The sequence below is a fragment of the Corynebacterium sp. MSK039 genome, assembly GCF_030232315.1.
In the GTDB taxonomy this organism is placed as follows: Bacteria; Actinomycetota; Actinomycetes; order Mycobacteriales; family Mycobacteriaceae; genus Corynebacterium.
Window position 1 is genome coordinate 110,002 of the sequence record NZ_JASPJL010000001.1, and the last position, 25,774, is coordinate 135,775.

Sequence of the window (25,774 nt, forward strand, 5' to 3'; positions counted from 1 at the left end):
CCAGCCCGCGCCATCTGGCTAGACTGAATAGCTGTGAAAATGCAGGACTCTTCGGCCCCCCAACTCCAACCACTGCTGCAGGTCACTGGCGCGGTGAAGAAGTTTGGCGCCCACACCGCCGTCGATGGGCTGGACTTCCAGGTCTACCCCGGCGAGATCGTGGCACTACTGGGCCCCAACGGCGCGGGCAAAACCACGACCATCGAGATGTGCGAGGGCTTCGCCCGCCCGGATGCCGGCGAGATCCGGCTGTTCGGCCTGGACCCCGCTAAGGAATCCGACGCCGTGCGTTCCCGCATTGGGGTGATGCTGCAGGGTGGCGGCGCCTACCCCGGCATCCGGGTCGGCGAGATGCTCAAGCTGGTTGCCAGCTACAGCGAGGACCCGCTGGATACCGAGTGGCTGCTGGACATGGTGGGGCTCACCAAGCACCGCTCCACCACCTATCGGCGCCTCTCCGGCGGCCAGCAGCAACGTCTAGCGCTCGCCTGCGCCCTGGTGAACCGCCCGGAACTGGTCTTCCTCGATGAGCCCACCGCAGGGCTGGATGCACAGTCCCGTCACGCGGTATGGGATATCGTGCGCTCCATGCGTCGCGATGGCGTGGGTGTCGTCCTCACCACCCACCTGCTCGACGAGGCTGAGGCGCTCTCCGACCGGGTCGTCATCATCGACAAGGGCAAGGTCGTCGCCGCGGGCACCCCGAAGGAACTCACCTCCGAGCGCGCGGGTGGCGGTAGCGGGCATACCTTCCAGGTCAGCGTCGACGCCGATCTCGACCGGGACCACTTCCACCGTGCCCTCCTCGAGGTCAAGGCCGGTGCGGCCAAGGCAGGACAAGGAGTACTGCTGGATGAGGTCGGCGGTGCCGCGTCGGCGCCTTCGGTACTAGTCCGGGAGATCAAACCACGCCAGTTCGCCGTAGAGGGCATTCCGGCCACACCCGATGGCGTCCTGATGATCGCGCTCGCCGCCCGTGACTGCGCAACGATGATCACGAAGCTCGACAGCACTGAACAGACCCTTGAGGAAGTTTTCCTCTCGCTGACCGGATGGGAGATGCGTTCATGACTTCCGCGAATAACCGAGGCATGCAGAACAGCCATCCCGCAGGTACGCCATCGGGTCAGGGGGCCGGAACTCCGGTGGAGCCTGTGGCCGAGACGGGTGCAGTGATGGAGGACGCGCCAGCTACCGGCGGCCGCTTCCCCGTCGGGACCTTCGAGCCTGCCCCGAAACAAGCCAGCTTCGTGCGGATGCTGTTGGCACAGACCAAAATTGAGTCGTTGCTCTTCCTGCGTCACGGCGAGCAGCAGCTGCTGTCCCTGATCATCCCGGTCGGCTTGCTGCTGGGGCTGGCACTCGTGCCGGTCGTCCCGTTGGACGACCCAGTGGCCAGAGCGTTCCCGATGGTGCTGGCGGTGGCGATCATGGGTGCCGGTTTCACGGGCCAGGCCATCGCCGTGGCCTTCGACCGGCGTTACGGGGCACTCAAACGGATTGGGGCGGCCGGGGTTCCCACCTCGGCTCTCATCGCCGGCAAGATCGCTGCAGTGTTGATAGTGGTCGCCATCCAAGTGCTGATCCTCACGGTGGTCGCGCTGCTGCTGGGGTGGTCCCCGCCAGGGCTCGGCCTTGTGATCGCCGTGATCTTCCTCATCCTGGGGGTGGGGTGCTTCACCTCGCTGGGCCTGCTGCTCGGGGGAACCTTGAGCTCCGAGATGGTGCTGGCACTCGCGAACACCATTTGGTTTGTACTGCTGGGTGCGGTTGGTTACTCCACCGTCGCCTCCGACCTGGGGCCCCAGGCACAAACCCTGTTGCAGCTGATTCCATCCGTGGCGCTGGCCGCCGGGCTGGAAGAATCCTTTGCCGGTGGGGTCGACTGGTTCGCCATCGTCGTCCTCGCGGTCTGGGCGATCGTGGGTGCGGTCGCCGCCCGGAAGCTGTTCTCTTTCACCATCAAGGGCGACTAGCCCTCACCGGGAATCCTCCCCTGTATTCGCTAGCCGACCCCCTGCCCCACTGCCTGAGGTGGAACGCTGCCTGAGCTGGCACGCTGCCAACGAACCGCGGGGTGAAACGAGCCCCGCGCGCCCTTTCGCTTTGCTCCCTCACCACGACTAATCTTGAGTGCTGTGATGGATCCGATTAGCCAACAAGCAGCCCAAACGAACAACCCGTTGAGCCGGGCAATGCTGAAACTCTACGCAGCTATTTACCGCGCGGACCGCAAGGTCGGCCTGCCGCGCGAGGTGGACTCCGATGGCAACAAGGCCGTGAAGGTTCCACGGCTCAAAACCCAGTGGGTACTGACCCTCATCCTGCTGATCTGCCAGACGGGGATCACCTTCACCGGATCCCTCGTCCGCGTGACCGGCTCCGGGCTTGGTTGCGAGACCTGGCCACAGTGCCACCCGGGTTCCTTCGTGCCGGTCCCCGGGTCGGCCCCCTGGATTCACCAGATCATTGAGTTCGGCAACCGGATGCTGACCTTCGTGCTGGCTGCCGCCGCCCTCGCCGCCTTCATCGCGCTGCTGCGCGCCGGCCGACGCTCCTCGATCCTCCACCTGTCCTTCATCCAGGGTCTGGGCATTATCGCCCAGGCAGTCATCGGTGGCATCAGCGTGCGCCTGGATCTGGCGTGGTGGATCGTCGCCGCCCACTTCCTGCCCTCCATGCTGCTTGTCTTCCTGGCTGCGGTCCTGCTCGTCAAGGTCACCGAGGACGACGACGCCCCCATCAAGGAGCAGATGCCTGCTGCCCTGCGCGTCCTCACCACCATGAACGCCGTGGCGCTGGCATTTACCTTGTTCACGGGCGTGCTCGTCACGAGTGCGGGCCCGCACGCCGGTGACGAGGCCATCAAGCCGGAGCACCGCCTGCAGGTGAGCCTTGAATCCATCGCCCACATTCACGCCCACGCCATGTACCTCTACCTGGGCTTGACGATCGGACTGATCGCCGCTCTCATCGCCGTGGTGGCCGCTCCCCGCGTGCGGAAGGCCGCCGCCTGGATGTGCGCCGGCATCCTCTTCCAGGGCGTGGTGGGCATCATCCAGTTCTGGTTGGGCGTGCCCCGTTGGACCGTCCCGGTCCACGTCATCGGATCCGGTCTGGTCACCCTGGCCACGGGTTACCTGTGGGCGCTGCGCTACCAGAAGACCCATGAGGAGCAGAGCGAAACGGTGAGCCACGCCGTCCAGGGAGACTAAACGGATTTCCCCTTCCCAGCGCATGCGCCCCTCAAGCGCCGGGCAAACGCCCCCAAAAAATTCCAGGGGCCGCAACATATCGACGCGGCCCGTGACCCGCACAAGCCCGGGTGGTCCGTTGTTTTCCAACGGCTCGGCCCGGGCTTTTTGCCACGACTTTTTTGCCACGACGGGGGCGAGACCTATTCGCTGATGGCTGTATGCGCCTTGCGTACTGCGAGCATCACCAGCACAAACGTGATCCCCGCAGTTGGCAGAGTTGCGTAGCCAATCTGCTCGTCACTGGCGAAGATGAAGAAGATCCCACCGAGGATCATCGGCACGCTGCTGGCTTTGAGATAGCCCGCAGCAGCCTTATGCCCCGTCAGCCAGGCCTCATCGCTGGAAAGCGTCTTGTGGGTCCTGATTCCGATCCAGTCGTTGCGGGGCAGAGTTTCTGATCCGCCCTTCACCCCAACCCACAGCAATACGGCGCCCCCGGCCAGGTAAGAAGTCACCATGATGATGGAAAAGAGCGGCATAGGTACTCCTCTTCGCTAACAAAAAAATAACGGCCGCATCCTCCCGGATGCGGCCTGCAGATCGGGGCGAATCCCCGGGTTAGGGCTACAGCTTAGTTGCCGAGCATCTGCCAGACGGTGTCCCAGCCAATAACGGCGTCGACCGAAAGGGCAACGAAGAGCAGGGAAAGGTAGTTATTCGACAGGAAGAACAGCTTCATCGGCTTGACCGGCGTGCCCTCCTTGACCCCGCGGTGCAGGCCGTGGGCGCGGAAGATGAACCAGGCGCCGGAGGCCAGAGCCGCGACGGCGTAGATCCAGCCCGCGGCGGGGACCAGAAGCAGCGAGGTGATGACCGTAGCCCAGGTGTACCAGAGGATCTGGCGGGTGACCTCCAGCGGCGGCTTGACCACCGGCATCATGGGTACGCCCGCGGCCTTGTAGTCCTCGCGGTAGCGCATGCCCAGCGCCCAGGTGTGGGGCGGAGTCCAGAAGAAGATGACCATGAACAGGATGATCGCCTGAATCCAGGAGCTCCAGCCGGCGTTGAAGGCGCCGCCGTTGTTGTCCGTCACAGCTGCCCAGCCGACCATGACGGGCATGCAGCCGGCGGCCCCACCCCAGATGACGTTCTGCCAAGTGCGGCGCTTCAACCACTTGGAGTAGACGTAGACGTAGAACCAGATGGTCAGCAGAATGAACGCGGCAGACAGCGGAGAGTGCACGAGGAAGGTCAGCCACAGCACACTGGCGATCATCAGCACCCAGGCGAAGATCTTTGCGTGCTCGACCGGAACCGTGTCCTTGGCTAGCGGGCGGCGACGGGTGCGGCGCATCAACTGGTCGATGTCGTAGTCGACGACCATGTTGAAGGTATTAGCGGAGGCTGCGCCCATCCAGCCACCGATGAGGGTGAGGATGATCAGGCCGAGCTCAATCTCACCGCGATTGGCCTGGAGCATCGCCGGGATCGTCGCGACGAGGAGCAACTCGATGACCCGGGGCTTAGTCAACGCTAGATAAGCCTTGACCGCATCCAAGATTCCATTCACGAAGCCTTCTGCCTCCACTTCTCCACGTCTTATCCGCCTATACGCTACCCGAGCGCATTCTGTGGGCGAAACTGCGCCGATACCGCGAGTCGCCAGATTTGGGGGCTGGATTGGCGACGTTTCATCAAGCCCTCTTGAGTAGTCGAAAATGACCGCTAAAAAGTTCCGGCTGCCCCAAGAACGCAGAGTTTTGCCGTGGCCGGTAGATTGAATATGCATAGTTAAGCCTCGCCCGCGCGTCCGCGGCGGCGAGAGCTACAACCCGAGTACGTCACACCCCGAGGAAGGCCCAAGTTCGTGTCTTATAATCCGAATCTCCCTGCCGAGCTCCAAGCATTGATGGCCCGCAACTTCCCGGCGGACTGGTCTGAGAAGGACACCCGGGCGGTTGACCTCGCCCGCGTGCTTGCCGCCGACGCCGTGGAGAAGTGCGGTTCGGGCCACCCGGGCACCGCGATGAGCCTCGCGCCCCTGGCCTACACGCTCTACCAGCGCGTGCTGCGCCACAACCCGAAGAACCCGACTTGGGTTGGTCGCGACCGTTTCGTCCTCTCCTGTGGCCACTCTTCACTCACCCAGTACATCCAGCTGTACTTGGGTGGTTTCGGCCTGGAACTCGAGGACATCAAGCAGCTGCGCCAGTGGGGCTCCCTGACCCCGGGCCACCCGGAGGTCGGCCACACCGACGGCGTGGAGATCACCACCGGCCCGCTCGGCCAGGGCCTGGCATCTGCCGTGGGCATGGCGATGGCCGCCCGCCGCGAGAAGGCGCTCTTCGACCCGAACGCCGGCGACGGCGAGTCCCCGTTCGACCACTTCGTCTACGTCATCGCCTCCGACGGCGACGTCCAGGAGGGCATCACTGCCGAGGCGGGCTCCCTGGCCGGTACTCAGGAGCTGGGCAACCTCATCGTCTTCTGGGACGATAACGGCATCTCCATCGAGGACGACACCACCATCGCCTTTACCGAGGACGTCGCCGCCCGCTACGAGGCCTACGGCTGGCAGGTCCTGGAGGTCACCGGTGAGGACGTCGAAGGCATCCTGGACGCCGTGGAGCGCGCGAAGCAGGAGAAGAACAAGCCGACCTTCATCCGCATGCGCAGCGTCATCGCCTACGGTGCACCGACCGCGGTGAACACCGGCGCCTCCCACGGGGCGGCTCTGGGTGCCGAGGAGATCTCCGGGGTCAAGAAGAACCTCGGCTTCCCGGACGAGGCCTTCCCGGTCGAAGAGGAGATCATCGATCACACCCGCCAGCTCATCGACCGCGGCGAGGCGGCGGAGGCCGAGTGGCGTAAGAGCTTCGACGCCTGGGCTGAGGCCAACCCAGAGAACAAGGCGCTCTTCGACCGCCTTTTCGCCGGCGAGCTGCCGGAGGGCTTTGATGCCGAACTGCCGAGCTACGAGGCTGGAGAGTCCGTCGCGACCCGCAAGGCCTCTGGTGCTGCGCTGCAGGCTCTGGCGAAGAAGATGCCGGAGCTGTGGGGCGGCTCTGCCGACCTGGCTGGCTCCAACAACACCCTCATCAATGGTGAGGACTCCTTCGGCCCGACCAGCATCTCCACCTCCACCTTCACTACCTCCCCGACCGGCCGGAACCTGCACTTCGGCATCCGGGAGCACGCGATGGGCGCGATCATCAACGGCATCGCCCTGCACGGCCCGACCCGCCCGTACGGTGCGACCTTCCTGCAGTTCTCCGATTACATGCGCGCCTCCGTCCGCCTGGCTGCGCTGATGAGCACGGATAGCTACTTCGTGTGGACGCACGACTCCATCGGCCTGGGTGAGGACGGCCCGACCCACCAGCCGATCGAGCACCTGGCTGCGCTGCGCGCGATCCCGAACCTCGCGGTGATCCGTCCGGCTGATGCCAACGAGACCTCCGCCGCATGGGCGGAAGCCCTCGAGGCTCCGGCCGCGCCGAAGGCCATGATCCTCACCCGCCAGAACGTCCCGGTCCTGGAGGGCACCAAGGAGAAGGCCCGCGAGGGTGTGCGCCGCGGTGGCTACATCCTCCGCGAGTCCTCCACCGAGACCCCGCAGGTCATCCTCATCGGTACCGGCTCCGAGGTGCAGCTGGCTATGGCTGCGGCCGAGGCGCTGGAGGCCGAGGGCATCGGCACCCGCGTGGTGTCCATGCCGGTCGTCGAGTGGTTCAAGGCCCAGGACCAGGCTTACCGCGACGAGGTGCTGCCACCGTCCGTGACCGCCCGCGTCTCCGTCGAGGCGGGCATCGCGATGCCGTGGCACGAGTTCACCGGCTTCGGTGGGCGCAACATCTCCATCGAGCACTTCGGTGCCTCGGCGGACTACCAGCGCCTCTACCAGGAGTACGGCATCACGGCAGAGGCTGTCGCCGACGCCGCCCGCGAGCTCGTCTAGCCAGCTCGTTACGGCGCGCTCCCCCGGCGTTTTTCGGCGGGTTTTCTGCCCGGGGGAGCAAAGTCGAAACCATCGCCTGCCAGCAGTAGGCTGGTGAGCGATGAACACTCCAAGCAATATCCAGAAACTCGCTTCCGCTGGCACTTCCGTGTGGCTCGACGACCTGTCCCGGCCACGCCTGACTAGCGGTGAGCTCGCCTCCCTCATCGATGCTAAGGGCATCGTGGGAGTGACGACCAACCCAGCCATCTTCGCGGCTGCCATGTCCCAGGGGGATGCCTACGACGAGCAGCTGCGCGAGCTCGCTGCCGCCGGCGTCGCCGCCGACGAGGCGGTCTTTGCCATGGCGGTCAAGGACGTGCAGGATGCCTGCGACGTCCTGGCTGGCGTCCACGAGCATACCGGCGGGGTCGACGGCTGGGTCTCCCTCGAGGTCGACCCTCGCCTCGCCCACGACGCTGCCGGGACGGTCGCGCAGGCCAGGGAGCTGGCCGCTCAGGTCAATCGCGCAAACCTGATGATTAAGATCCCCGCGACCACCGAGTGCCTGCCCGCGATCAGCGAGGTGCTGGCCGCAGGCATCAGCGTCAACGTGACCCTCATCTTCAGCGTGGAGCGCTACGAGCAGGTCATGGAAGCCTTCGTCGAGGGCATCGCCGCCGCCGAGAAGGCGGGCAAGGACATCAGCAACATCCACTCGGTTGCCTCCTTCTTCGTCTCCCGCGTGGACAGCGACATCGACCCGCAGCTGGCTGACAAGGGTGCGGAGGCCGCAGCGCTGCAGGGCAAGGCGGCACTCGCCAACGCCCGCCTGGCCTACGCTTCCTACCTCGACAAGCTGGCCAATAACCCCCGCTGGCAGGAGTTTGTTGGCCGCGGGGCGAACACCCAGCGCCCGCTGTGGGCATCCACCTCCGTGAAGAACCCGGAGTACCCAGACACCCTCTACGTCACCGAGCTCGCGGGCCCCAACACCGTCAACACGATGCCTGAGACCACCCTCGACGCGACGATTGACCACGGCGAGACCACCGGCGACCAGCTGAGCGGGCGGGCCAGCGAGTCCCTCGAGGTCTTCTCCGCGCTCACCAGCGCCGGCATCGACCTGCCAGAGGTCTGGCAGCGCCTGGAGACCGAGGGCGTGCAGAAGTTCGAGCAAGCCTGGAACGAGCTCCTCGCGACCCTGCGCGAGCAGCTCGCGAAGGCCAAGTAGTTTCCCGGCACACGTACCGCCAATCGGAAAGGGGATCGCTTCGACGTGGGCGCATCACAGGAGAACCTGAACAACCCGCTGCGCAATCCGCAGGATAAGCGCCTCCCGCGCATCGCCGGCCCCGGCGGCTTGGTGATCTTCGGGGTTACCGGTGACCTGGCACGCAAGAAGCTGCTGCCCGCGATCTACGACCTCGCCAACCGCGGTTTGCTGCCCCCGGGCTTCTCCCTGGTGGGCTACGGGCGACGCGCGTGGAGCAAGGCGGAGTTCGAAGCCCAGGTTCTGGAGAGCGTGAAGGCGGGAGCCCGCACCCCGTGGCGTAACGCGGTCTGGGACCGGCTCGCCGAAGGCATCGAGTTCGTCCAGGGCGACTTCTCCGACGACGCCGCTTTCGACAAGCTCGCTGCTGTCACCGCCCAGCTCGACGAGCAGCGCGGCACGTCCGGGAACTGGGCCTTCTACCTCTCCGTTCCGCCACAGCACTTTTCCAGCGTGATCCACCAGCTGCAGCGCTCCGGAATGGCCCGCAGCGAAAACGGCTGGCGCCGCGTGGTCATCGAGAAGCCCTTCGGCCACGACGAGGCCTCCGCGAAGGAGCTCAATGATGTGGTCAACGAGGTCTTCCCCGAGTCCGATGTCTTCCGCATCGACCACTACCTGGGTAAGGAGACGGTGCAGAACATCCTGGCGCTGCGCTTCGCCAACCAGCTTTTCGACCCGCTGTTTAACTCCCACTACATCGACCACGTGCAGATCACGATGGCTGAGGACATCGGGCTCGGGGGGCGCGCAGGCTACTACGACGGCATCGGTGCCGCCCGGGATGTGCTGCAAAACCACCTGCTGCAGCTGCTCGCCCTCATCGCGATGGAGGAACCCGTAGCCTTCAACCCGGCAGAGCTGCAGAGCGAAAAGATCAAGGTGCTGCGCGCCACCCGCCCCGTCGGCCCCTTCGCGAAAACCACCGCACGGGGCCAGTACACCGCGGGCTGGCAGGGCAGCGTTCCGGTGTGTGGCCTGCGGGAGGAGGAGGGCTTCGACCCGGAGTCCACCACCGAGACCTTTGCGGCGGCCACCTTCGAGATCTCCTCCCGCCGCTGGGCGGGCGTGCCCTTCTACCTGCGCACCGGCAAGCGCCTGGGCCGCCGGGTCACGGAGATCGCGCTGGTGTTTAAGAAGGCCCCGCACCTGCCCTTCGTGGACGGCCAGACCACCGCCCAGGGCAGCAATATGCTGGTCATCCGCGTTCAGCCCGAGGAGGGCGTGCTCATGCGCTTCGGCTCCAAGGTGCCTGGCTCCGGGATGGAGGTCCGCGATGTGAACATGGACTTCTCCTACTCCGAGTCCTTCACCGAGGAGTCCCCCGAGGCCTACGAGCGCCTGATCCTGGATGCCTTCCTCGACGAGGCGAGCCTCTTCCCCACCAACGAGGAGGTGGAGCTCTCCTGGCGCATCCTGGACCCCATCCTGAAGTCCTGGGAAAGCCACGGTACTCCAGAAGATTACCCAGCCGGCACGTGGGGTCCACCGGGAGCAGACGAACTCATGTCCCGCAGCGGCCGCCAGTGGCGCCGCCCATAAGCCCGCTTCCCCACCATTCAAGCGAGAGAAGGAAGAGTTCAGGCATGATCATCACGCTTCCGAACACCAGCACCCGTGAGGTGACCCAGCGGCTCAACAAGGCCCGCGAGGAACGCGGTGAGGTCGCGTCTGGCCGCGTGCTCACCGTGGTCGTCAGCTCGACTGCAGCAACCCCGCTGGAGACAATCCTGGTGCCGGTCACCGACGCCGCCCGCGAGCACCCCGCCCGTGTGATCATCCTGCAGGAGGCCGACGGACCCAGCGTTGAGCCGCGGTTGGACGCGCAGATCCACCTTGGTGGCAAGGCCGGTGCCTCCGAGATCATCGTGCTGAGCCTGCACGGTGGCTTGACCGAGCACGAGGACTCCATCGTCCGCCCGCTGCTGCTGCCGGACACCCCGATCGTCGTCTGGTGGCCGGGAGATGCGCCCCGCAACCCCGCCGCCGACCCACTTGGGGTGCTAGCGGATCGCCGCATCACGGACGTCAACGCGGAGACCACCACCCGCAGCATTTACCGCCGCCGTACCACCTACTCCCGCGGGGATTCCGACCTCGGGTGGAGCCGCATCACCCTGTGGCGGGCGCTGCTGGCATCCACGCTGGACCAGCCGCCCTTCGAGCCGGTGGAGTCCGCGGAGGTCACCGGCCCGACCGACGATGCCGCCGTGGATCTGGCAGCGGGCTGGCTTGCCGACCAGCTGGGGGTTCCGGTGAAGCGGATTAATTCCGACGCCCCCGTCCCTCCCGTGGACGCTGCGGGCCACGAGACCATTCCCGTTCAGAAGACGGTCCTGAAGCGGAAGGGTGCGGACATCACCGTCGCTGTTCAGGACGCCCACACCGCCGAGGTCACCGTCGGGACGCGACGTTCCCTGGTGGCCCTGGCTCCCCGAGATCTGGGCGACTGCCTCGCCGAGGAGCTGCGCCACCTGGATTCCGACTACGCTTTCGGGCGGGCCCTCCGTGGACTGGTGCGTGTGAATCGCTCCCGCCGCAGCGGTGAGACGGTCACCCGCATCGTCGAGGACCTGGAGAGCCTCGAGTCCCAGCGCTAAACACTTCTTTCCCACCCAGTTGTGGCTGAACACAAGGAGAAAGCATGACCGCAGAACACCGTGGAGAACACGGCACCATCGACGGCACAGTGAGCGAAGGTGGCGTCACCGTCGTCCAGAATGTGGACCAACGAGGCCTGGCTGCTGCCGCGGCCCGGGAAGTCGTTCGCACGGTCACGAAGATTCAGCGTGAGCAGTCCGGCGTCCACGGCGATGGGGTCGCACGCATCGTGCTGACCGGCGGGGGTGCCGGCATCCAGACTCTCCGCGAGCTCGCGGTGCTGGATCACGCCGCTACGACGGCCGCGGAGGACTTCCCCATCGATGCGATCGATTGGTCCCGGGTGCTGATCTTCTTCGGCGACGAGCGCTTTGTGCCCGCAGGTGATTCCGAGCGCAACGAGAAGCAGGCCCGCGACGCCCTGCTGGACCACATCGCGATTCCGGCTGAGAACATCGTGAGCTACCTCGCCCCCACCGGTGCCGGTCCAAGTGATGGTGCGGAGCTGGATGAAGCGGCCCGTGACTACGAGGAGAAGCTGGCCCGCCTGGCGCCACAAGGCTTCGACGTCCACCTGCTGGGGATGGGGCCGGAAGGGCACATCAACTCCCTGTTCCCCCACACCCCTGAGCTGCTGGAGGCCACCGGTGAGGTGGTGGCGGTGCGTGACTGCCCCAAGCCCCCGCCGGAGCGGGTCAGCCTCACGATCAGCGCGGTGAACCGGGCAGCCCAGGTGTGGCTGCTGGTCTCCGGGGCCGAGAAGGCCGAGGCTGCCGAGCAGGTGGCCAACGGCGGCAATGGGGCCCAGTGGCCGGGCGCGATCGTGGCGGGCGTGGAGCGCACCGTGCTGTGGGTCGACGAGGCCGCCTCCCCATGGCTGGCCGAGAGCGCCAGCGACTCTGCTACGGTCGCGGCCACAGAGGACGCCGAGAACGCCGAGAATTAGGTATAGGTAGCACGAAGCCCCGCTCACAGAACCGACGAGCGGGGCTTCAATCTATGCGGGCGTCGCTAACACTATGCAGCGACGCGGGAAATGTGGTGTCGCGAGAACTGCTTAGCCGTAGTGCAGAACCAGGTTCAGCGCGATGATGCACAGCAACCACACGACGCCGGTGCCGACGGTGAGCCGGTCCAGGTTCTTCTCTGCGACCGTGGAGCCGGAGAGGTTGGTCTGCATACCGCCGCCGAAGAGGCTGGACAGCCCGCCACCCTTGCCCTTGTGCAGCAGCACGGACAGCCCCAGCAGCAGGCTGGTGATGACAAGGAGAATCTGGAGAGTGAGGATCAAAGCCTTAAACCTTTAAAAACTTCTCGCTGAAGAATCTAACTAACAGAATAAATCTACCCAGCCAGGCGGGCGGCGGGCAATTCGGCGCGCCGCCCGGTCGGCGGGATTGTTGCGTGCCGACTAGCTGACGGACGCCGCGACGAGGCGGGCGAACTCTGCACCGTCGAGGCTTGCGCCGCCGACCAGGCCGCCGTCGATATCCGGCTGCGCCATCAGCTCGCCGATGGACTCCCGCTTCACGGAGCCACCGTAGAGGACCCGGACGCCAGCGGCGACATCCTCTCCTCCCAGCTCAGCGAGTGCCTCGCGGACCGCGGCGCAGACCTCCTGCGCGTCCGCGGCGGAGGCGACCTTGCCGGTGCCGATGGCCCAGACGGGCTCGTAGGCGATCACGATCTTGGAGAGTTCCTCCCCACTGAGGCCGGAAAGCGACGCCTTGAGCTGGTCGACGACGTAGCCCACGTGCTCGCCCGCCTCACGAACCTCCAGCGGCTCGCCGACGCAGATGATCGGGGTCAGACCATGCTTGAGCGCGGCACGCGCCTTCGCAGCGACCGTCGCATCGTCCTCACCGTGGTATTGACGGCGCTCAGAGTGACCGACAACCGCGAAGCTGCAACCCAGCTTCGCGAGCATCGCACCGGAGACCTCACCGGTGTACGCGCCGGAGTCGTGGGCAGAGACGTCCTGGGCGCCATAGCTGATCTGCAGCTTGTCACCCTCGACGATCGTCTGCACGGAGCGGATGTCGGTGAACGGTGGCAGAACCGCAACGTCGACTCGCTCGTAGTACTCCTTCGGCAGAGCGAAGGAAAACTTCTGCACCACCTGGATCGCCTCAAGGTGGTTGAGGTTCATCTTCCAATTGCCCGCGATCAGGGGCTTGCGCTTGACGGCGCTGTGAGCTGCCACTCAAGAATCCTTTCTGTGACTTCCCCGCCCCGTGCCTCGGGTGCGGGAAAAACGGCGGGTTGCGGCCCGGTACCTCGGACTAACCCGGTATCTCGGACTAACCCAGTACCTCGACGCCCGGCAGGGTCTTGCCCTCCAGGAACTCCAGGGAGGCGCCACCGCCGGTAGAAATGTGGCTGAAGCCCTCCTCGTCCAGTCCCAGGGTGCGCACAGCGGCAGCGGAATCCCCGCCACCGACCACGGAGAAGGCACCGGCGTCGGTGGCCTTGATGATGGCCTCAGCGACCGCCTTGGTTCCAGCGGCGAACGCCGGGAACTCGAAGACACCCATCGGGCCGTTCCAGAAGACGGTCTTCGCCTCGCCGAGTACCGCAGCGAACGCGGCCGCGGACTCCGGTCCGATATCCAGGCCCATCCAGCCGGACGGGATCTCGGACAGGCCCACGGCCTTGTGCTCGGCGTCCTTGGAGAAGTTTTCTGCTGCGACGACGTCCGTCGGCAGGACGATGACGTCGCCGTAGCGCTCCAGCAGGTCCTTGCAGGTGTCGATCATGTCTTCCTGCAGCAGGGAGCCGCCGACGTCGTGGCCCTGGGCGGCCAGGAAGGTAAAGCACATGCCACCGCCGATGATGAGACGGTCGACCTTCGGTGCCAGCGCCTCGATCACGCCCAGCTTGTCGGAGACCTTGGAGCCTCCCAGCACGACCGCGTACGGGGCCTCCGGGGAGCCCGAGACCTTCTCAAGAACCTCGAGCTCCGCGGAGACCAGGCCACCGGCGTAGCTCGGCAGCTTCTTGGCCACGTCGTAGACACTGGCCTGCTCGCGGTGGACCACACCGAAGCCGTCGGAGACGAAGGCGCCGTTATCGGCGGTGAGCTCGGCCAACTCCGCGGCGAACTCCGCGCGCTCGGCGGCGTCCTTAGAGGTCTCGCGGGGGTCGAAGCGAACGTTCTCCAGCAGCAGGATGTCGCCGTCGTCCAGGCCGTTGGCGCGCTCGTGGGCGTCCTCCCCCGTCACGTCGCCAGCCAGCGGCACCCACTGGTCCAGACGCTCGGCGAGCGCCTCGGCGACTGGTGCCAGGGACAGCTCCGGGTCGACCTCGCCCTTGGGGCGGCCCAGGTGGGCGGCGACGATGACGCGAGCCCCCTCGTCCAACAGGGCGCGCAGCGTCGGGATGGACGCGTCGATACGGCCCGGGTCGGTGATCTCCCCGTCAGCCAGCGGAACATTCAGGTCCGAACGAACCAGCACGTGGCGGCCTTCCACGCCTTCGGCCAGAAGGTCCTTGAGGGTCTTTACTGCCATGAAACTCGACATCCTTTGAAAGAAGCTTGAGGGAAAGTTTTCTGCTCGCACCCACGCTCAGCGGCTGGAAGCCACCGGGCGTGTGCGATAAGTAACCGCTGCGATTCTACCTAGAGGCGGGCGCCGATATAGTCAGCCAGGTCCGCGAGTCGGCAGGAGTATCCCCACTCGTTGTCGTACCAGGAGACAACCTTGACCTGAGAGCCGATCACCTTCGTCAGCTCCGAATCGAAGATCGTGGAGTGCGGGTCACCGATGATGTCGGTGGAGACGTAGGGCTCCCCGTTGGAGTACAGTGCGATGCCCGCCAGCGGCCCCTCTGCAGCATTGCGCAGGGCGTTGTTGACGGCCTCGACGGTCACCGGCTTGCTGGCCTCGAAGGTAAGGTCAACCAGGGATCCGTTGATGACCGGCACGCGCACGGCGTAGCCATCCAGCTTGCCTTCCAGCTCCGGCAGCACCAGGCCGACGGCGCGGGCAGCACCGGTGGAGGTCGGGACGATGTTCTGGGCGGCGGCGCGAGCACGGCGCAGGTCCTTGTGCGGGGCGTCGTGGATGCGCTGGTCACCGGTGTAGGCGTGCACGGTGGTCATCAGGCCACGCTCGATGCCGAAGGCGTCGTTCATGACCTTGGCCAGCGGTGCAAGGCAGTTCGTGGTGCAGGAAGCGTTGGAGACGACGGTGTGCTTCTCCGGGTCGTAGTCCTCGTGGTTGACGCCCATGACGAGGGTGGCGTCGACCTCCTTGCCCGGTGCGGAGAGCAGCACCTTCTTCACGCCGGTCTCGAGGTGGCCGTGGGCCTTTTCGTTCTTCGTGAACTGGCCGGTGCACTCCACGACGATGTCCACCCCGGCCTCGGACCATGGGATGGATGCCGGATCCGGCTCCGCAAAGGTGCGGATGGTCTCCTCGCCGATGCGAAGAGAGTGCTCGGAGTGCAGTACCGGCTCGCCGAGGCGTCCCATGACGGAGTCGTACTTCAACAGGTTCGCCAGGGTGGCGTTGTCGGTCAGGTCGTTGATCGCGACGATGTTGAGGTGGGGGTGCATCTCGCGCACCGCGCGGAAGAAGCTGCGTCCCACGCGGCCGAAGCCGTTGATGCCGATGTTGATTTTCTTCTGGTTGCTAGCTGGCATGCTTATTGCCTCTGTCCTTTCGCTTCGTCGGTCCCGTGGGGCCGGGTGCCGGCGGATGTCATCAGCCGCTGGCGGGGTATCTATTGGTCGTGGTGTTTGGGTGCTGGAGGCTTCCAGTTCCCGATCTTAGGGATTATTCGACGTCCTGGAAGAGGTCCTCGGTCACCGCGGCGTGGGTATCCGGGATGTCCAGCTCCTCGGCTCGCTTATCCGCCATCGAGAGCAGACGGCGGATGCGGCCGGCCACCGCGTCCTTCGTCATCGGCGGTGACGCCAGCTGGCCGAGTTCCTCCAGGGAGGCCTGCCGGTGCTTGACGCGTAGCTGGCCGGCTTCGGCGAGGTGGGTGGGAACATCCTCACCCAGGATCTCCAGAGCCCGCTCCGCCCTGGCGGCAGCGGCCACCGCCGCGCGGGCGGAGCGGCGCAGGTTCGCATCGTCGAAATTGGCCAGGCGGTTCGCCGTGGCACGAACTTCCCGTCGCATGCGGCGCTCCTCCCAGACCAGGCGCGTGGCCTGCGCCCCCATCAGGGTCAGCAGCGCGCTGATCGATTCGGCATCCTTGACCACCACGCGGTGCACCCCGCGGGTCTCCCGGGTTTTCGCGGTCACGCCGATTCGGCGCCCCGCACCCACGAGGGCGAGCGCCGCCTCATTGCTCGGGGTCGCGACCTCGAGCGCGCAGCTGCGACCAGGCTCCGTGAGGGTGCCGCGCGCGAGGAAAGCGCCCCGCCACGCTGCCACGCAGGCGGACTTTGGGCCGCCGATGATCGTCCGTGGCAGCCCCTGCACGGGCCTTCCTGCGCGGTCGATCAGCCCGGTGCGGCGGGCGATCTCCGTGCCGCCCTTGATCCACTTCACGATGTAGCGCGCGCTCTTGCGCAGGTTGCCTGCGCCGATGATCTGCAGCTGCGCCTCGTGGTGGTAGAGCTGCTCCACAAACTCCATCAGGCGTCGCGCCGTCGCGGAGCTGTCCACCTCGGACTCCACCACGATCTGTCCGGCGACCAGATGCAGCGCGCCGCTATAGCGCAGCAGTGCTGCCACCTCGGCGTTCATGTCCTCAGCGCGAACGACGCTGACGCGGGCGATCTCGTCCTTCACATCGGCGGTGAGAGCCACGGCTTGATTACCTCTTTCCTCTTCACATTCTCTTCAACCTGGGTGCCGCGTGGGCCCCGTGGGTTTTACCGGGTGCGGTGCTTCGCGGCGATGTCCGCCAGGGCGGCGGCCAGCTTCTTGGGTTTGTGCCGGTCAGTCCAGCGCCCCCGGTTGTCGTCCTCCCGGACGTCAGCGCAGATCAGCTCCGCCCCCATCGACGCCGCCGCACGTTCGATGTGGGTGCCCATCGTCCCGCCCGGCATGGTGGACTGGTCAATGAGCATGTAGTCCACGTTCAGGTCGCGGGCGTGTTGGTGCAGCATGTGGACGTGATGCTCCTGGGAGAAACCGGAGGTCTCCCCGGCTTCTGCTACGAGGTTCAACACCACCACGGTCGGGGCCTGTGACTCGTTGAGAGCTTCAACGATCCCCGGAACCAGCAGGTGCGGAATCACCGAGGAGAACCAGGACCCGGGACCAAGGGTGATGAGGTCAGCGTCCTTGATCGCTGCCACGGCCGGCGCAGCAGCCGACGGGTTGGCCGGGTGGACACGCACCCGGCGCACCTCCCCGATGGTGGTGGCCACGGCAACCTGGCCGCGAACCTGCACGCTCTCTCGGGGATCCTTCGCCAACCCCAACACATCCGCCTCTAAATCCAGAGGCACGGTGCTCATTGGCAAAACCCGGCCCTTCACACCCAGCATCTTCGCGAGCGTATCCAGGGCGGCGATGTCGTCACCCAGCACCTGGGAAATCCCGGTGATGAGGAAATTACCGATGGCGTGACCGTTGAGAGCACCCTGCCCGCCGAAGCGGTGCTGGATGACCTCCTCCCAGAAGCGTCCCTTGTCGCTGTCCTCGGTCAATGCTGCCAGCGCCATGCGCAGATCTCCCGGCGGGAGGCAATCCAGTTCCCGGCGCATGCGGCCCGAGGAGCCGCCGTCGTCCGCGACGGTGACGACGGCGGTCACGTGATCCGCGATGGTGCGCCCCGCGCGCAGGGTGGCGAAGAGTCCGTGGCCACCACCGAGCGATACGAGGCGCTCGAGGGGCTTGTTACCCGTGTCAGTAGCGGGCGGGGTGGTCGGGTTATCGACCACGGGGTGATCGTTATGAGACATGAGGTGCAACTTCCCAGTGAGCAGTGTGCGCTCCCCACATGACGGGGAACGAAAGGGTGAAGGAAAAGTTCAGTGCGTCGGCGACCTTCAGCCGCGTTCCAGATCGCGGTGCCTGGTCCGAACCTCCACTCCCCGCTCCCGCAACCTGGCGGAAACCTCCTCGGTCACTGCGACGGACCGGTGGTGGCCGCCGGTGCATCCAATCCCGATGCTTAGGAACCCCTTCCCCTCGCGGTGAAAGCCCGGCAGCATGGCCAGCAGCATCGACTCGAAGGACTCCAGGAATCGCGGGGCGTCTTGTTGGCTCAACACGTAGTCGGAGACCGGCTTGTCCACGCCCCGCAGTCCCCGGAGCTCGGGAACCCAGTACGGGTTTGGCAGGAAGCGCACGTCCAGGAGGATGTCCACATCCCGAGGAGCCCCGTGCTTGAAGCCGAAGGACTGCAAAACCACCCGGGTGCTATCCCCGGCCGCATCGGAGAACTTCATCTCCAGGATGCGGCGCAGGTCATGGATGCTGGTGCTGGAGGTGTCGACCACAATGTCCGCCTCCTGCTTAATCCCGTTCAGCATCTCGCGCTCGCGGTCGATCCCGCTCTGCAGAGAATCGCCGTCCTGCAGCGGGTGGGAGCGGCGCACCTCGTCAAAGCGGGAAATCAGGGCCTCGTCGGACGCCTCCAGGAAGAGCACGATGGGCTTGCGCCCGGAGTCGACCAGCTTCTCAAGCACCCCTGTCAGGCTGCCGGCAAAAGAACGCGACCGCACGTCGGTGACGATCGCCAGCTTCTCCACCGGGGATTCCGCGTCAAAGCTGAGCTCCACCATCCGCACGATCAACTCCGGCGGGAGGTTATCCGTGACGTACCAGCCCATTTCCTCGAGCACGGCCGCGGCGGTGCGGCGGCCAGCACCGGACATGCCGGTGACGAGGGTTAAGGAGGGTTCTTTCTGCGGCGAGGTCATGCTGACCATAGTAGCTACCCCGCAGGCTTAGTGGGGCGGTGCTGTACCGCCTCGTGCACCTTCTCGGCCAGCGCAGGGCCGAAACCAGGTACCTCTGCGATCTCCTCAACGGTGGCGGCGCGCACCTTCGCCACGGATCCGAAGTGTTTCACCAGCTCCTGCCGGCGTTTCGGGCCCAGCCCCGGCACCTCATCCAAGACGGAGGTGCGCATCCGCTTGCTGCGCTGCTGACGGTGGAAATTGATCGCGAAGCGATGCGCCTCATCGCGGATGTGCTGCACGAGATAGAGGGCGTCGGAATCGCGCGGGATGACCACCGGGTACGGGTCCTCCGGCAGCCATAGCTCTTCCAGGCGCTTGGCGATGCCCACCAGGGTGACATCGTTGACCCCCAGCTCGTCCAGCACCTTCTGCGCGGCGTTGACCTGCGGTGGGCCGCCATCGACGATGAACAGCTGCGGCGGGTAAGCGAAGGCGCGCTTCGGCTCCTCGCCTGCCGCCTGCTCCAGTTCTTCCTCGCCTTCCAGCCGGTCGCCGGCGTCATCGCCGGTCGGGACGGCGGTTATGTCCTCCTTGTGCCGCAGGAAACGGCGACGGACGACCTCGGCGATGGAGGCGACGTCGTCGGAATGTCCGTCTCCCGCGGCGTCCCGGATCTTATAGCGACGGTAGTCGGCCTTCTTCGGCAGGCCGTCTTCGAAGACGACGAGGCTGGCGACGACGTCCGTTCCCTGGATGTGGGAAATGTCCGTGCACTCGATGCGCAGGGGCGGCTCGTCCATCCAGAGAGCCTCCTGAAGGTCGCGCAGGGCTGCGGAGCGTGCGGTGATGTCCCCGGAGCGCTTCAACTTGTGCTGTGCCAGCGCCTGGGTGGCATTGGTGTGCGCGTTGCTCAGCAGCGCCTTCTTATCGCCGCGCTGCGGAACCCGGATGGTGACCTTGGAGCCACGCAATTCGCTGAGCCACGCACCGAGGCGGGCATTGCCGGCGGGCAGCTCGGGTACCAGTACCTCGCGGGGCACGGGTGAGACCTGCACATCCCCCACCAAACCGCCGAGCTCCGCGGCGGAGGCCGGGTTGATGGCGGTCGCCAGGTCGACATCCACATGCGAGCTTGCGGCACCACCAACCGCCGTCTCCGTCGCGGCGACCAGCTCGGCCTCCCCGCCGTAAAACTGCGTGATGAACTGGCCGATCATCTCCGCACGGGTTTCGTCGGAATGCTCCACCACCCAGCCACGCTGGCCGTGGATGCGCCCGCCGCGGACGTGGAAGATCTGGATCGCCGCTTCCAGGTCGTCCTGCTCGATGGCGAGGACGTCGGCGTCCGTGGCGTCGGAGAACACGACGGCCTGCTTCTCCATCGCCTTCTCCATGGCCTGCAGCTGATCACGCAGGCTCGCGGCCCGCTCGAAGTCCAGGTTCTCGGCGGCCTCCTCCATCTCGCCGCGGACCCGGCGCAGCACGGGCTCGGTGTTGCCGGCCAAAAAGCTACTGAATTGGTCGACGAGTGCGCGGTGCTCGTCCTCGGTCACCTTGCCGACGCACGGTGCGGAACAACGGTCGATATAGCCGAGCAGGCACGGCCTGCCCAGGGCCTCGTGCCGGCGGAACACGCCCGGCGCGCAGGTACGGATCGGGAAGACCCGGGTCAGGGACTCCAGGGTCTCCCGGATCGCCCAGGCTTTCGGGTACGGGCCGAAGTAGCGCACGCCCTTACGTCGCGGCCCACGGTAGAGATAAGCGCGCGGGAAGCGATCCTTCACGCTGATGGCCAGCATCGGGTACGTCTTATCGTCCCGGTACATGACGTTGAAGCGCGGGTTGAAGCGCTTAATCCACGTGTATTCGAGGTTGAGGGCCTCGAATTCGCTGCCCACGACGGTCCACTGCACCCGGTTGGCAGTTTGTACCATCGTGCGGGTGCGCGGGTGCAGCTGGCTGAGGTCCTGGAAGTAATTGGACAGGCGCGCCCGGAGGTTCTTGGCCTTGCCCACGTAGATGACGCGGTCGTGCTTATCGCGGAAAGTGTAGACCCCCGGCTGCGTGGGGATAGTGCCGGGGGCTGGCCGATAATCGACGGTGTTGGGGGTGCGTTCCGCCACCGGCTAGTCCTCCGGCATATAGCGGTCCTCAAGCAGGCGGAACCGCTCGACGTTCGCGGCGATGGTCTCCTTGTCGTAGATATTCAGCGCCATCATCGGAACGAACTCGAAATCCGGGAGCTCCAGCCGCGCCATTTTCGCCTTAGCCGGGAAGGAGAGGCCGTGGATGATCTGCCAGGGGTAGAACTGCGCGTTCGCGATGTTGCGCACCTCAACCCCGCGCTCATCAATGCGGACGCGGGGACGCAGCAGGAAGAGGCAGACGCCGGAGAAGAGCAAGCCGATGCCGACGAAGGACCACTGATCCGCCGAGGTCAGCGTCACGCCGGTATCGCCGATACCAACGATGATGGCCATGACGATGTGGATGATCATGATGACGACGACACCGATGATCGCGATCCGCTTGAGGAACGGCGAACGGGCCTCAAAGAGCCACTGCCCCTTGGCCGGTGCTGCCTGCGACACTGGGTTACTCATCTGTGAAACTCGACCGCTCTCCTCGTTCGTACTGCCACAACGTATCGGCTACTACCCTACCGCCGCGATCTGGCGGAGAACTAATGCGGCGTGGATGGCCGCGGTCGCGGAGTCCGCGCCCTTGTTTTCCTTGGCATCCGGCCCGCCCGCGCGGTCGACGGCCTGCTGGTGGTTGTCGACGGTGAGTACGCCGTTGCCGATCGGCACACCCGTATCCAGGCCGACGCGGGTCAGCCCGTAGGTGACGGCATCGCAGACCACGCGGAAGTGCTCGGTCTCACCCTCGATAACGCAGCCAGTGGCAATGACGGCGTCGAAATTCTTGCAGGCCGCGGCCACGACGACGGGGAGCTCCAGGGCGCCAGCCACCCGCCAGTCCTCGACGCTGGCGCCGAGCTCACGGGCAGCTGTGATGGCCTCGGCGTGGAGCTTATCGGTGATCTCGGCGTTCCACTGGGCGCTGATCACGGCGACACGCAGCCCCTCTGCTGCGCCGGGGCCCAGGTTGATCTGCGGGATACCTTCGGCTGGCATGCTAGTTCTCCTTCTCGGCTGTAGCGGCAGCCGGTGCAACGTTGAGGTTGTCGAGCTGGTGGCCCATCTTGTCCCGCTTTGTCTGCAGGTAACGAGCGTTATCCTTCGTTGCCGGTGGCTGCACTGGGATGCGGCCGGTGACAGAGACCCCGAAGTTCTCGAGGCTCTGCTTCTTCGCCGGGTTATTGGAGATCAGGTGGACGCTCTCGATCCCGAGTTCCTTGATGATCGACGCTGCCGCGCTGTACTCGCGGGCGTCGGCTGGCAGGCCCAAGGCGGTATTCGCCTCCACGGTGTCCAGTCCCTCGTCCTGGAGGACGTAGGCACGCAGCTTCGGAACCAGGCCGATCCCGCGGCCCTCCTGGTTGCGCAGGTAGATGACGACGCCGTGGCCCTCGTCCTGGACAGCCTCCATGGCGGCGTGGAGCTGTTCGCCGCAGTCGCAACGCAGGGAGCCGAAGACGTCGCCGGTGAGGCACTCAGAGTGCACACGGACTGGGACGTCCTTCTGGCCGGTGACGTCCCCGTGGACGAGCGCGACGTGCTCGGTGCCGTCGACGAGGCTGGTGTAGCCTACCGCGCGGAACTCGCCGCGGGTGGTCGGCAGGCGGGCCTCGGTGCTGCGCTCCACGGTCTGCTCGGTGGCGCGGCGGTACTCGATGAGCTGCTCGATGGAGACCATGCGCAGGCCGTGCTCGTCGGCGAAGCGGCGCAGTTCCGGGCCACGGGCCATGTCAGTGGGGTCGTCCTCGGAGACGATCTCGCAAAGCACGCCGACGGGTGCGCGGCCGGCGAGCCGGGACAGGTCTACGGAGGATTCGGTGTGGCCATCGCGGGCGAGCACGCCACCGCGGCGGGCGCGCAGGGGGACGATGTGGCCCGGCCGGGTAAAGGCCTCGGGGCCAAAGCTCTCGTCGGCGAGGCGGGTGATGGTTTCGCAGCGGCTGCGGGCGGAAATGCCGGTGGAGCCGGTGGCCGCATCCACGGTGACGGTGTAGGCGGTCGAGCGGGCATCCTCGTTTCGGGCGACCATCGGCGGCAGGTTGAGCGCGTCGGCGCGGTCATCTTCCATGGCGACGCAGATGTAACCGGAGGTGTAGCGCACCATGAAGGCCACGAGTTCTGGGGTTGCCAGATCCGCGGCGAAGATCAGGTCGCCTTCGTTTTCGCGGTCCTCATCATCGACGACGACCACCGCTTTGCCGGCGGCAATATCGGCGATGGCGGATTCGACGGAATCCAGGACTAGCGAGTCTCGTTCAGCGGTCATAGCTTCTTTCCAACGATGCCACCCTCGCCCGGTTGGGGCGGGTGGCTTAAGGCTTGTCGAATTCTTCTTTGTGGTTCTGTTGCGGCGGGTCAGCGGTCGAGCATGGCGCGGACGTATTTCGCAAGCACGTCGCATTCGATATTGACCTTATCCCCCGGCTGGAGTTCGCCCAGCATCGTGGCCTCCAAAGTGGCGGGGATGAGGCTGACCTCGAAGAGCCCATCGGCTAGTTCCGCGATGGTCAGGGAGGTGCCGTTGATTGCAATCGATCCCTTTTTCACCAGGTAGGTGGCAAGTTCCGGGTCGTCAAGGTGGAAGCGGAAGACCTCCCAATGCTCGGAGGGCACGCGTTCCTGCAAGGTGGCGGTGCCGTCGACGTGCCCCTGGACGACGTGTCCGCCGAAGCGCCCCTGGGCGGACATCGCGCGCTCCAGGTTGACGGACGCCCCCTCGGAGAGTGTGCCCAGCGACGTGTAATCGAGGGTGACCTTCATGACGTCAGCGGTGAAGCCGGTGTCGTCGAAGTCGGTGACGGTCAGGCAGACGCCATTGACGGAGATGGAGTCTCCCAGGCCGGCATCAGAGACCACTCGCGATGCGGCGACGCGGATGCGCCCGGCGTCGGGAAGCCTCTCAATCTTCTCGACGTGACCGATCTCTTCGATGATTCCGGTGAACACAGCCATCCTCTCTGACGTCGGGGCCAAAACTACCAATGATGATATATCTTCTTGCGCTTGAGCACGGGTCAATCCCCGGTCTAGCGTTGCGCCAGCCAGAGGATGTCCTCGCCGATGCGCTGCACACTACGGGTGGCGAAGCGCTGCAGATCCGTGATCGAAGTACTGCCGATGCCGCCGGCTCCCAGTGCGGGGAGGCCGCGCGGCAACCAGGCGGGGGCAAGATAGGACCGGATCTCGTCGACCAGGCCGTGGGCAAGGAAGCTTCCCGCTAGTTCGGGTCCGCCCTCCACCAGCACATCCGAGATGCCCTGCCGGCGCAGCTCCGCCAGCGCCGCATGGAGGTCCCGGGTTGCCAGGTGCTGGCCGGCCGGCGCGTGAGTCCCAGCTTGCAGGAGGCGAGCGTTAGTGGGGAGCTCCCGCTGCCCCAACGCGAAGCGCAGCGGCTGACGGGGACCCTCCGCCCCGCCGGGGCGGGCGGTGAGCTGCGGGTCATCGGCCAGGACGGTTCCGGTGCCCACGAGGATCGCCTCCCGGTACTGCCGGTCTGCGTGGACGTCCGCGCGGGCGGTCGGGCCGGTGATCCACTGGCTCGTGCGGTCCGTGGCAGCAGCCAGGCCATTGAGGGTGCTGGCGAACTTCAGCGTGACGTGCGGCCTGCCCAAATGTGCGGCGCGCAGCCAGGGTTCCACGCTGAAACGGTGCTCCCCCAGGTGGAAGGGCTCGAGGTAGGGGCCTGTGACGGTCACGCCGGCAGCGCGCAGGCGCTGGCCTCCCCCGCCCTCGGTCTTGCCCGGGTCGGCGAAAAGGTAATGCACCTCCGCGATTCCGGCGGCGATCAGGGCCTCCGCGCACGGCCCGGTGCGTCCGGTGTGATTGCAGGGCTCGAGGGTGACGTATGCGGTGGCACCAGCGGCGCTCGCACCGGCAGCCTGCAGCGCGACCACCTCGGCGTGCCTACCGCCCGCCGGTTCGGTCGCACCCCGGCCCAGAATCGCGCCGACCGAATCCACGATCACGCAGCCCACTGGCGGGTTCGGCCGGGTATTGCCCGCAGCGTGCCAGCCCATCTCGTCGGCCAGCAGAAATTCCGCTGGGAGGTCCGCTGGTACCTCGGTCCGCGACGGGGTCGCCCCCTGCGTCGCAGCCTGAGAAACGCGCTGGGGGGGGTTAGGCACCTGCGTTGGCCTCCGCGGCCGCGCGGATCTCGCCGATCGCCTGATTACGGTCCTCCTTGCCAAAGACCGAGGAACCCGCAACGTAGACGTCGACCCCGGCCGCAGCAGCATCCGCGGCGGTCTCTGGTCCGATGCCGCCGTCGATTTCGATGAGGGTGTCCAGCCCCTCAGCGTCGATTTTTTCGCGCAGGGCACGCACCTTATCCAGCACCTCGGGCATGAACTTCTGCCCGCCGAAGCCAGGCTCCACGCTCATCACCAGGACGAGATCGAACTCGGCCAGATGCTCCAGCAGCGGCTCCACCGGGGTATTCGGCTTGATGGACACACCGGCCTTGGTCCCGGCGGCGCGCAAGGCGCGAGCCAGAGCCACCGATTCCTCAACCCCTCCGGCAGCCTCCACGTGGAAGGTGACGTTGTCGAAGTCGGTGTACTCCTTCACCCAGCGCTGTGGGTCCTCGATCATGAGGTGGACGTCGAGGAACTGCTCGGTCTTCCCAATCAGGGACTTGGCGACCGGGGCGCCGAAGGAGAGGTTGGGGACGAAGTGGCCGTCCATCACGTCAATGTGCACCCACTCGGCGTCCGAAATGGCCTCGACTTCCGCGCCAAGGGCGGAAAAATCCGCGGCGAGGATGGAGGGGGCGATGATGGTCTGCTGTCCGTTGGCTGTGCTCATAACACTCAC

24 protein-coding genes are annotated in these 25,774 nt (G+C 66.0%); 8 read left to right on the plus strand and 16 right to left on the minus strand.

Going from position 1 to position 25,774, the window contains the following annotated elements:
• The first annotated feature begins 39 nt into the window (after window positions 1-39).
• The 3 genes from QP997_RS00510 to QP997_RS00520 all read left to right on the plus strand — a co-directional run bounded on the left by QP997_RS00510 (window position 40) and on the right by QP997_RS00520 (window position 3,215).
• Window positions 40-1,071, plus strand: a complete 1,032-nt coding sequence (locus tag QP997_RS00510) for an ABC transporter ATP-binding protein (RefSeq protein WP_070758913.1) — start codon at window positions 40-42, stop codon at window positions 1,069-1,071.
• A complete protein-coding gene (locus QP997_RS00515) occupies window positions 1,068-1,976 on the plus strand; it encodes an ABC transporter permease (RefSeq protein WP_284845885.1) in 909 nt (302 codons plus the stop codon). Before QP997_RS00510 ends, QP997_RS00515 begins: the two co-directional genes overlap by 4 nt.
• A gap of 165 nt (window positions 1,977-2,141) precedes the next feature.
• On the plus strand, window positions 2,142-3,215 hold the full coding sequence (locus tag QP997_RS00520; RefSeq protein ID WP_284846006.1) for a COX15/CtaA family protein: 1,074 nt from the start codon (window positions 2,142-2,144) through the stop codon (window positions 3,213-3,215).
• A 182-nt stretch (window positions 3,216-3,397) separates the two neighbouring features.
• On the opposite strand, the gene QP997_RS00525 is transcribed toward QP997_RS00520, so the two are convergent.
• The gene (locus QP997_RS00525; RefSeq protein ID WP_012360249.1) at window positions 3,398-3,736 is read right to left on the minus strand and encodes an SdpI family protein; all 339 of its coding nucleotides are present in this window, start codon (window positions 3,734-3,736) and stop codon (window positions 3,398-3,400) included.
• A 92-nt stretch (window positions 3,737-3,828) separates the two neighbouring features.
• Window positions 3,829-4,755: a heme o synthase gene (locus tag QP997_RS00530; RefSeq protein WP_284846007.1), complete on the minus strand. Its 927-nt coding sequence runs from the start codon at window positions 4,753-4,755 to the stop codon at window positions 3,829-3,831.
• 351 nt (window positions 4,756-5,106) lie between these two features.
• Between QP997_RS00530 and tkt the strand changes: the two genes are divergently transcribed.
• The 5 genes from tkt (at window position 5,107) to pgl (ending at window position 11,954) form a co-directional block, all read left to right on the plus strand.
• Window positions 5,107-7,155, plus strand: a complete 2,049-nt coding sequence (tkt, locus tag QP997_RS00535; RefSeq protein WP_284846008.1) for a transketolase — start codon at window positions 5,107-5,109, stop codon at window positions 7,153-7,155.
• A gap of 100 nt (window positions 7,156-7,255) precedes the next feature.
• Complete coding sequence (gene tal / locus QP997_RS00540) at window positions 7,256-8,368, plus strand: transaldolase (protein ID WP_284845886.1); 1,113 nt, start codon at window positions 7,256-7,258, stop codon at window positions 8,366-8,368.
• 45 nt (window positions 8,369-8,413) lie between these two features.
• Entirely contained in the window at window positions 8,414-9,949 is a 1,536-nt protein-coding gene (zwf, locus tag QP997_RS00545; RefSeq protein WP_070758917.1) for a glucose-6-phosphate dehydrogenase, read from the plus strand.
• Window positions 9,950-9,993: 44 nt separating this feature from the next.
• Window positions 9,994-11,007: a glucose-6-phosphate dehydrogenase assembly protein OpcA gene (locus QP997_RS00550; RefSeq protein WP_284845887.1), complete on the plus strand. Its 1,014-nt coding sequence runs from the start codon at window positions 9,994-9,996 to the stop codon at window positions 11,005-11,007.
• A gap of 44 nt (window positions 11,008-11,051) precedes the next feature.
• Window positions 11,052-11,954 carry a 6-phosphogluconolactonase gene (gene pgl / locus QP997_RS00555; protein ID WP_284845888.1) on the plus strand — a complete coding sequence of 301 codons (903 nt, stop codon included), beginning with the start codon at window positions 11,052-11,054 and terminating at the stop codon, window positions 11,952-11,954.
• A 111-nt stretch (window positions 11,955-12,065) separates the two neighbouring features.
• On the opposite strand, the gene secG is transcribed toward pgl, so the two are convergent.
• The 14 genes from secG to rpe all read right to left on the minus strand — a co-directional run bounded on the left by secG (window position 12,066) and on the right by rpe (window position 25,765).
• Complete coding sequence (gene secG, locus QP997_RS00560) at window positions 12,066-12,299, minus strand: preprotein translocase subunit SecG (RefSeq protein WP_070758920.1); 234 nt, start codon at window positions 12,297-12,299, stop codon at window positions 12,066-12,068.
• A gap of 120 nt (window positions 12,300-12,419) precedes the next feature.
• On the minus strand, window positions 12,420-13,211 hold the full coding sequence (gene tpiA, locus QP997_RS00565; protein WP_284845889.1) for a triose-phosphate isomerase: 792 nt from the start codon (window positions 13,209-13,211) through the stop codon (window positions 12,420-12,422).
• A 97-nt stretch (window positions 13,212-13,308) separates the two neighbouring features.
• Window positions 13,309-14,517, minus strand: coding sequence for a phosphoglycerate kinase (locus QP997_RS00570; protein WP_284845890.1), 1,209 nt, complete (start codon window positions 14,515-14,517; stop codon window positions 13,309-13,311).
• A 110-nt stretch (window positions 14,518-14,627) separates the two neighbouring features.
• The gene (gap, locus tag QP997_RS00575) at window positions 14,628-15,653 is read right to left on the minus strand and encodes a type I glyceraldehyde-3-phosphate dehydrogenase (RefSeq protein WP_070758922.1); all 1,026 of its coding nucleotides are present in this window, start codon (window positions 15,651-15,653) and stop codon (window positions 14,628-14,630) included.
• Window positions 15,654-15,786: 133 nt separating this feature from the next.
• Complete coding sequence (gene whiA / locus QP997_RS00580) at window positions 15,787-16,773, minus strand: DNA-binding protein WhiA (RefSeq protein WP_070758923.1); 987 nt, start codon at window positions 16,771-16,773, stop codon at window positions 15,787-15,789.
• A gap of 65 nt (window positions 16,774-16,838) precedes the next feature.
• Entirely contained in the window at window positions 16,839-17,876 is a 1,038-nt protein-coding gene (locus QP997_RS00585) for a gluconeogenesis factor YvcK family protein (RefSeq protein ID WP_070758924.1), read from the minus strand.
• Window positions 17,877-17,963: 87 nt separating this feature from the next.
• Window positions 17,964-18,848 carry an RNase adapter RapZ gene (gene rapZ / locus QP997_RS00590; protein WP_284845891.1) on the minus strand — a complete coding sequence of 295 codons (885 nt, stop codon included), beginning with the start codon at window positions 18,846-18,848 and terminating at the stop codon, window positions 17,964-17,966.
• A gap of 5 nt (window positions 18,849-18,853) precedes the next feature.
• The gene (gene uvrC / locus QP997_RS00595; RefSeq protein WP_284845892.1) at window positions 18,854-20,944 is read right to left on the minus strand and encodes an excinuclease ABC subunit UvrC; all 2,091 of its coding nucleotides are present in this window, start codon (window positions 20,942-20,944) and stop codon (window positions 18,854-18,856) included.
• A gap of 3 nt (window positions 20,945-20,947) precedes the next feature.
• A complete protein-coding gene (locus tag QP997_RS00600; protein WP_070761400.1) occupies window positions 20,948-21,424 on the minus strand; it encodes a PH domain-containing protein in 477 nt (158 codons plus the stop codon).
• Between the two features lie 51 nt (window positions 21,425-21,475).
• Window positions 21,476-21,958, minus strand: coding sequence for a 6,7-dimethyl-8-ribityllumazine synthase (ribH, locus tag QP997_RS00605; RefSeq protein WP_070761399.1), 483 nt, complete (start codon window positions 21,956-21,958; stop codon window positions 21,476-21,478).
• A 1-nt stretch (window position 21,959) separates the two neighbouring features.
• The gene (locus tag QP997_RS00610; RefSeq protein ID WP_187441034.1) at window positions 21,960-23,228 is read right to left on the minus strand and encodes a bifunctional 3,4-dihydroxy-2-butanone-4-phosphate synthase/GTP cyclohydrolase II; all 1,269 of its coding nucleotides are present in this window, start codon (window positions 23,226-23,228) and stop codon (window positions 21,960-21,962) included.
• A gap of 89 nt (window positions 23,229-23,317) precedes the next feature.
• The gene (locus tag QP997_RS00615; protein ID WP_284845893.1) at window positions 23,318-23,908 is read right to left on the minus strand and encodes a riboflavin synthase; all 591 of its coding nucleotides are present in this window, start codon (window positions 23,906-23,908) and stop codon (window positions 23,318-23,320) included.
• An 80-nt stretch (window positions 23,909-23,988) separates the two neighbouring features.
• Window positions 23,989-24,978 carry a bifunctional diaminohydroxyphosphoribosylaminopyrimidine deaminase/5-amino-6-(5-phosphoribosylamino)uracil reductase RibD gene (gene ribD, locus QP997_RS00620; RefSeq protein ID WP_502870419.1) on the minus strand — a complete coding sequence of 330 codons (990 nt, stop codon included), beginning with the start codon at window positions 24,976-24,978 and terminating at the stop codon, window positions 23,989-23,991.
• Between the two features lie 100 nt (window positions 24,979-25,078).
• Window positions 25,079-25,765 carry a ribulose-phosphate 3-epimerase gene (gene rpe / locus QP997_RS00625; protein ID WP_070761396.1) on the minus strand — a complete coding sequence of 229 codons (687 nt, stop codon included), beginning with the start codon at window positions 25,763-25,765 and terminating at the stop codon, window positions 25,079-25,081.
• Window positions 25,766-25,774: the final 9 nt, after the last annotated feature.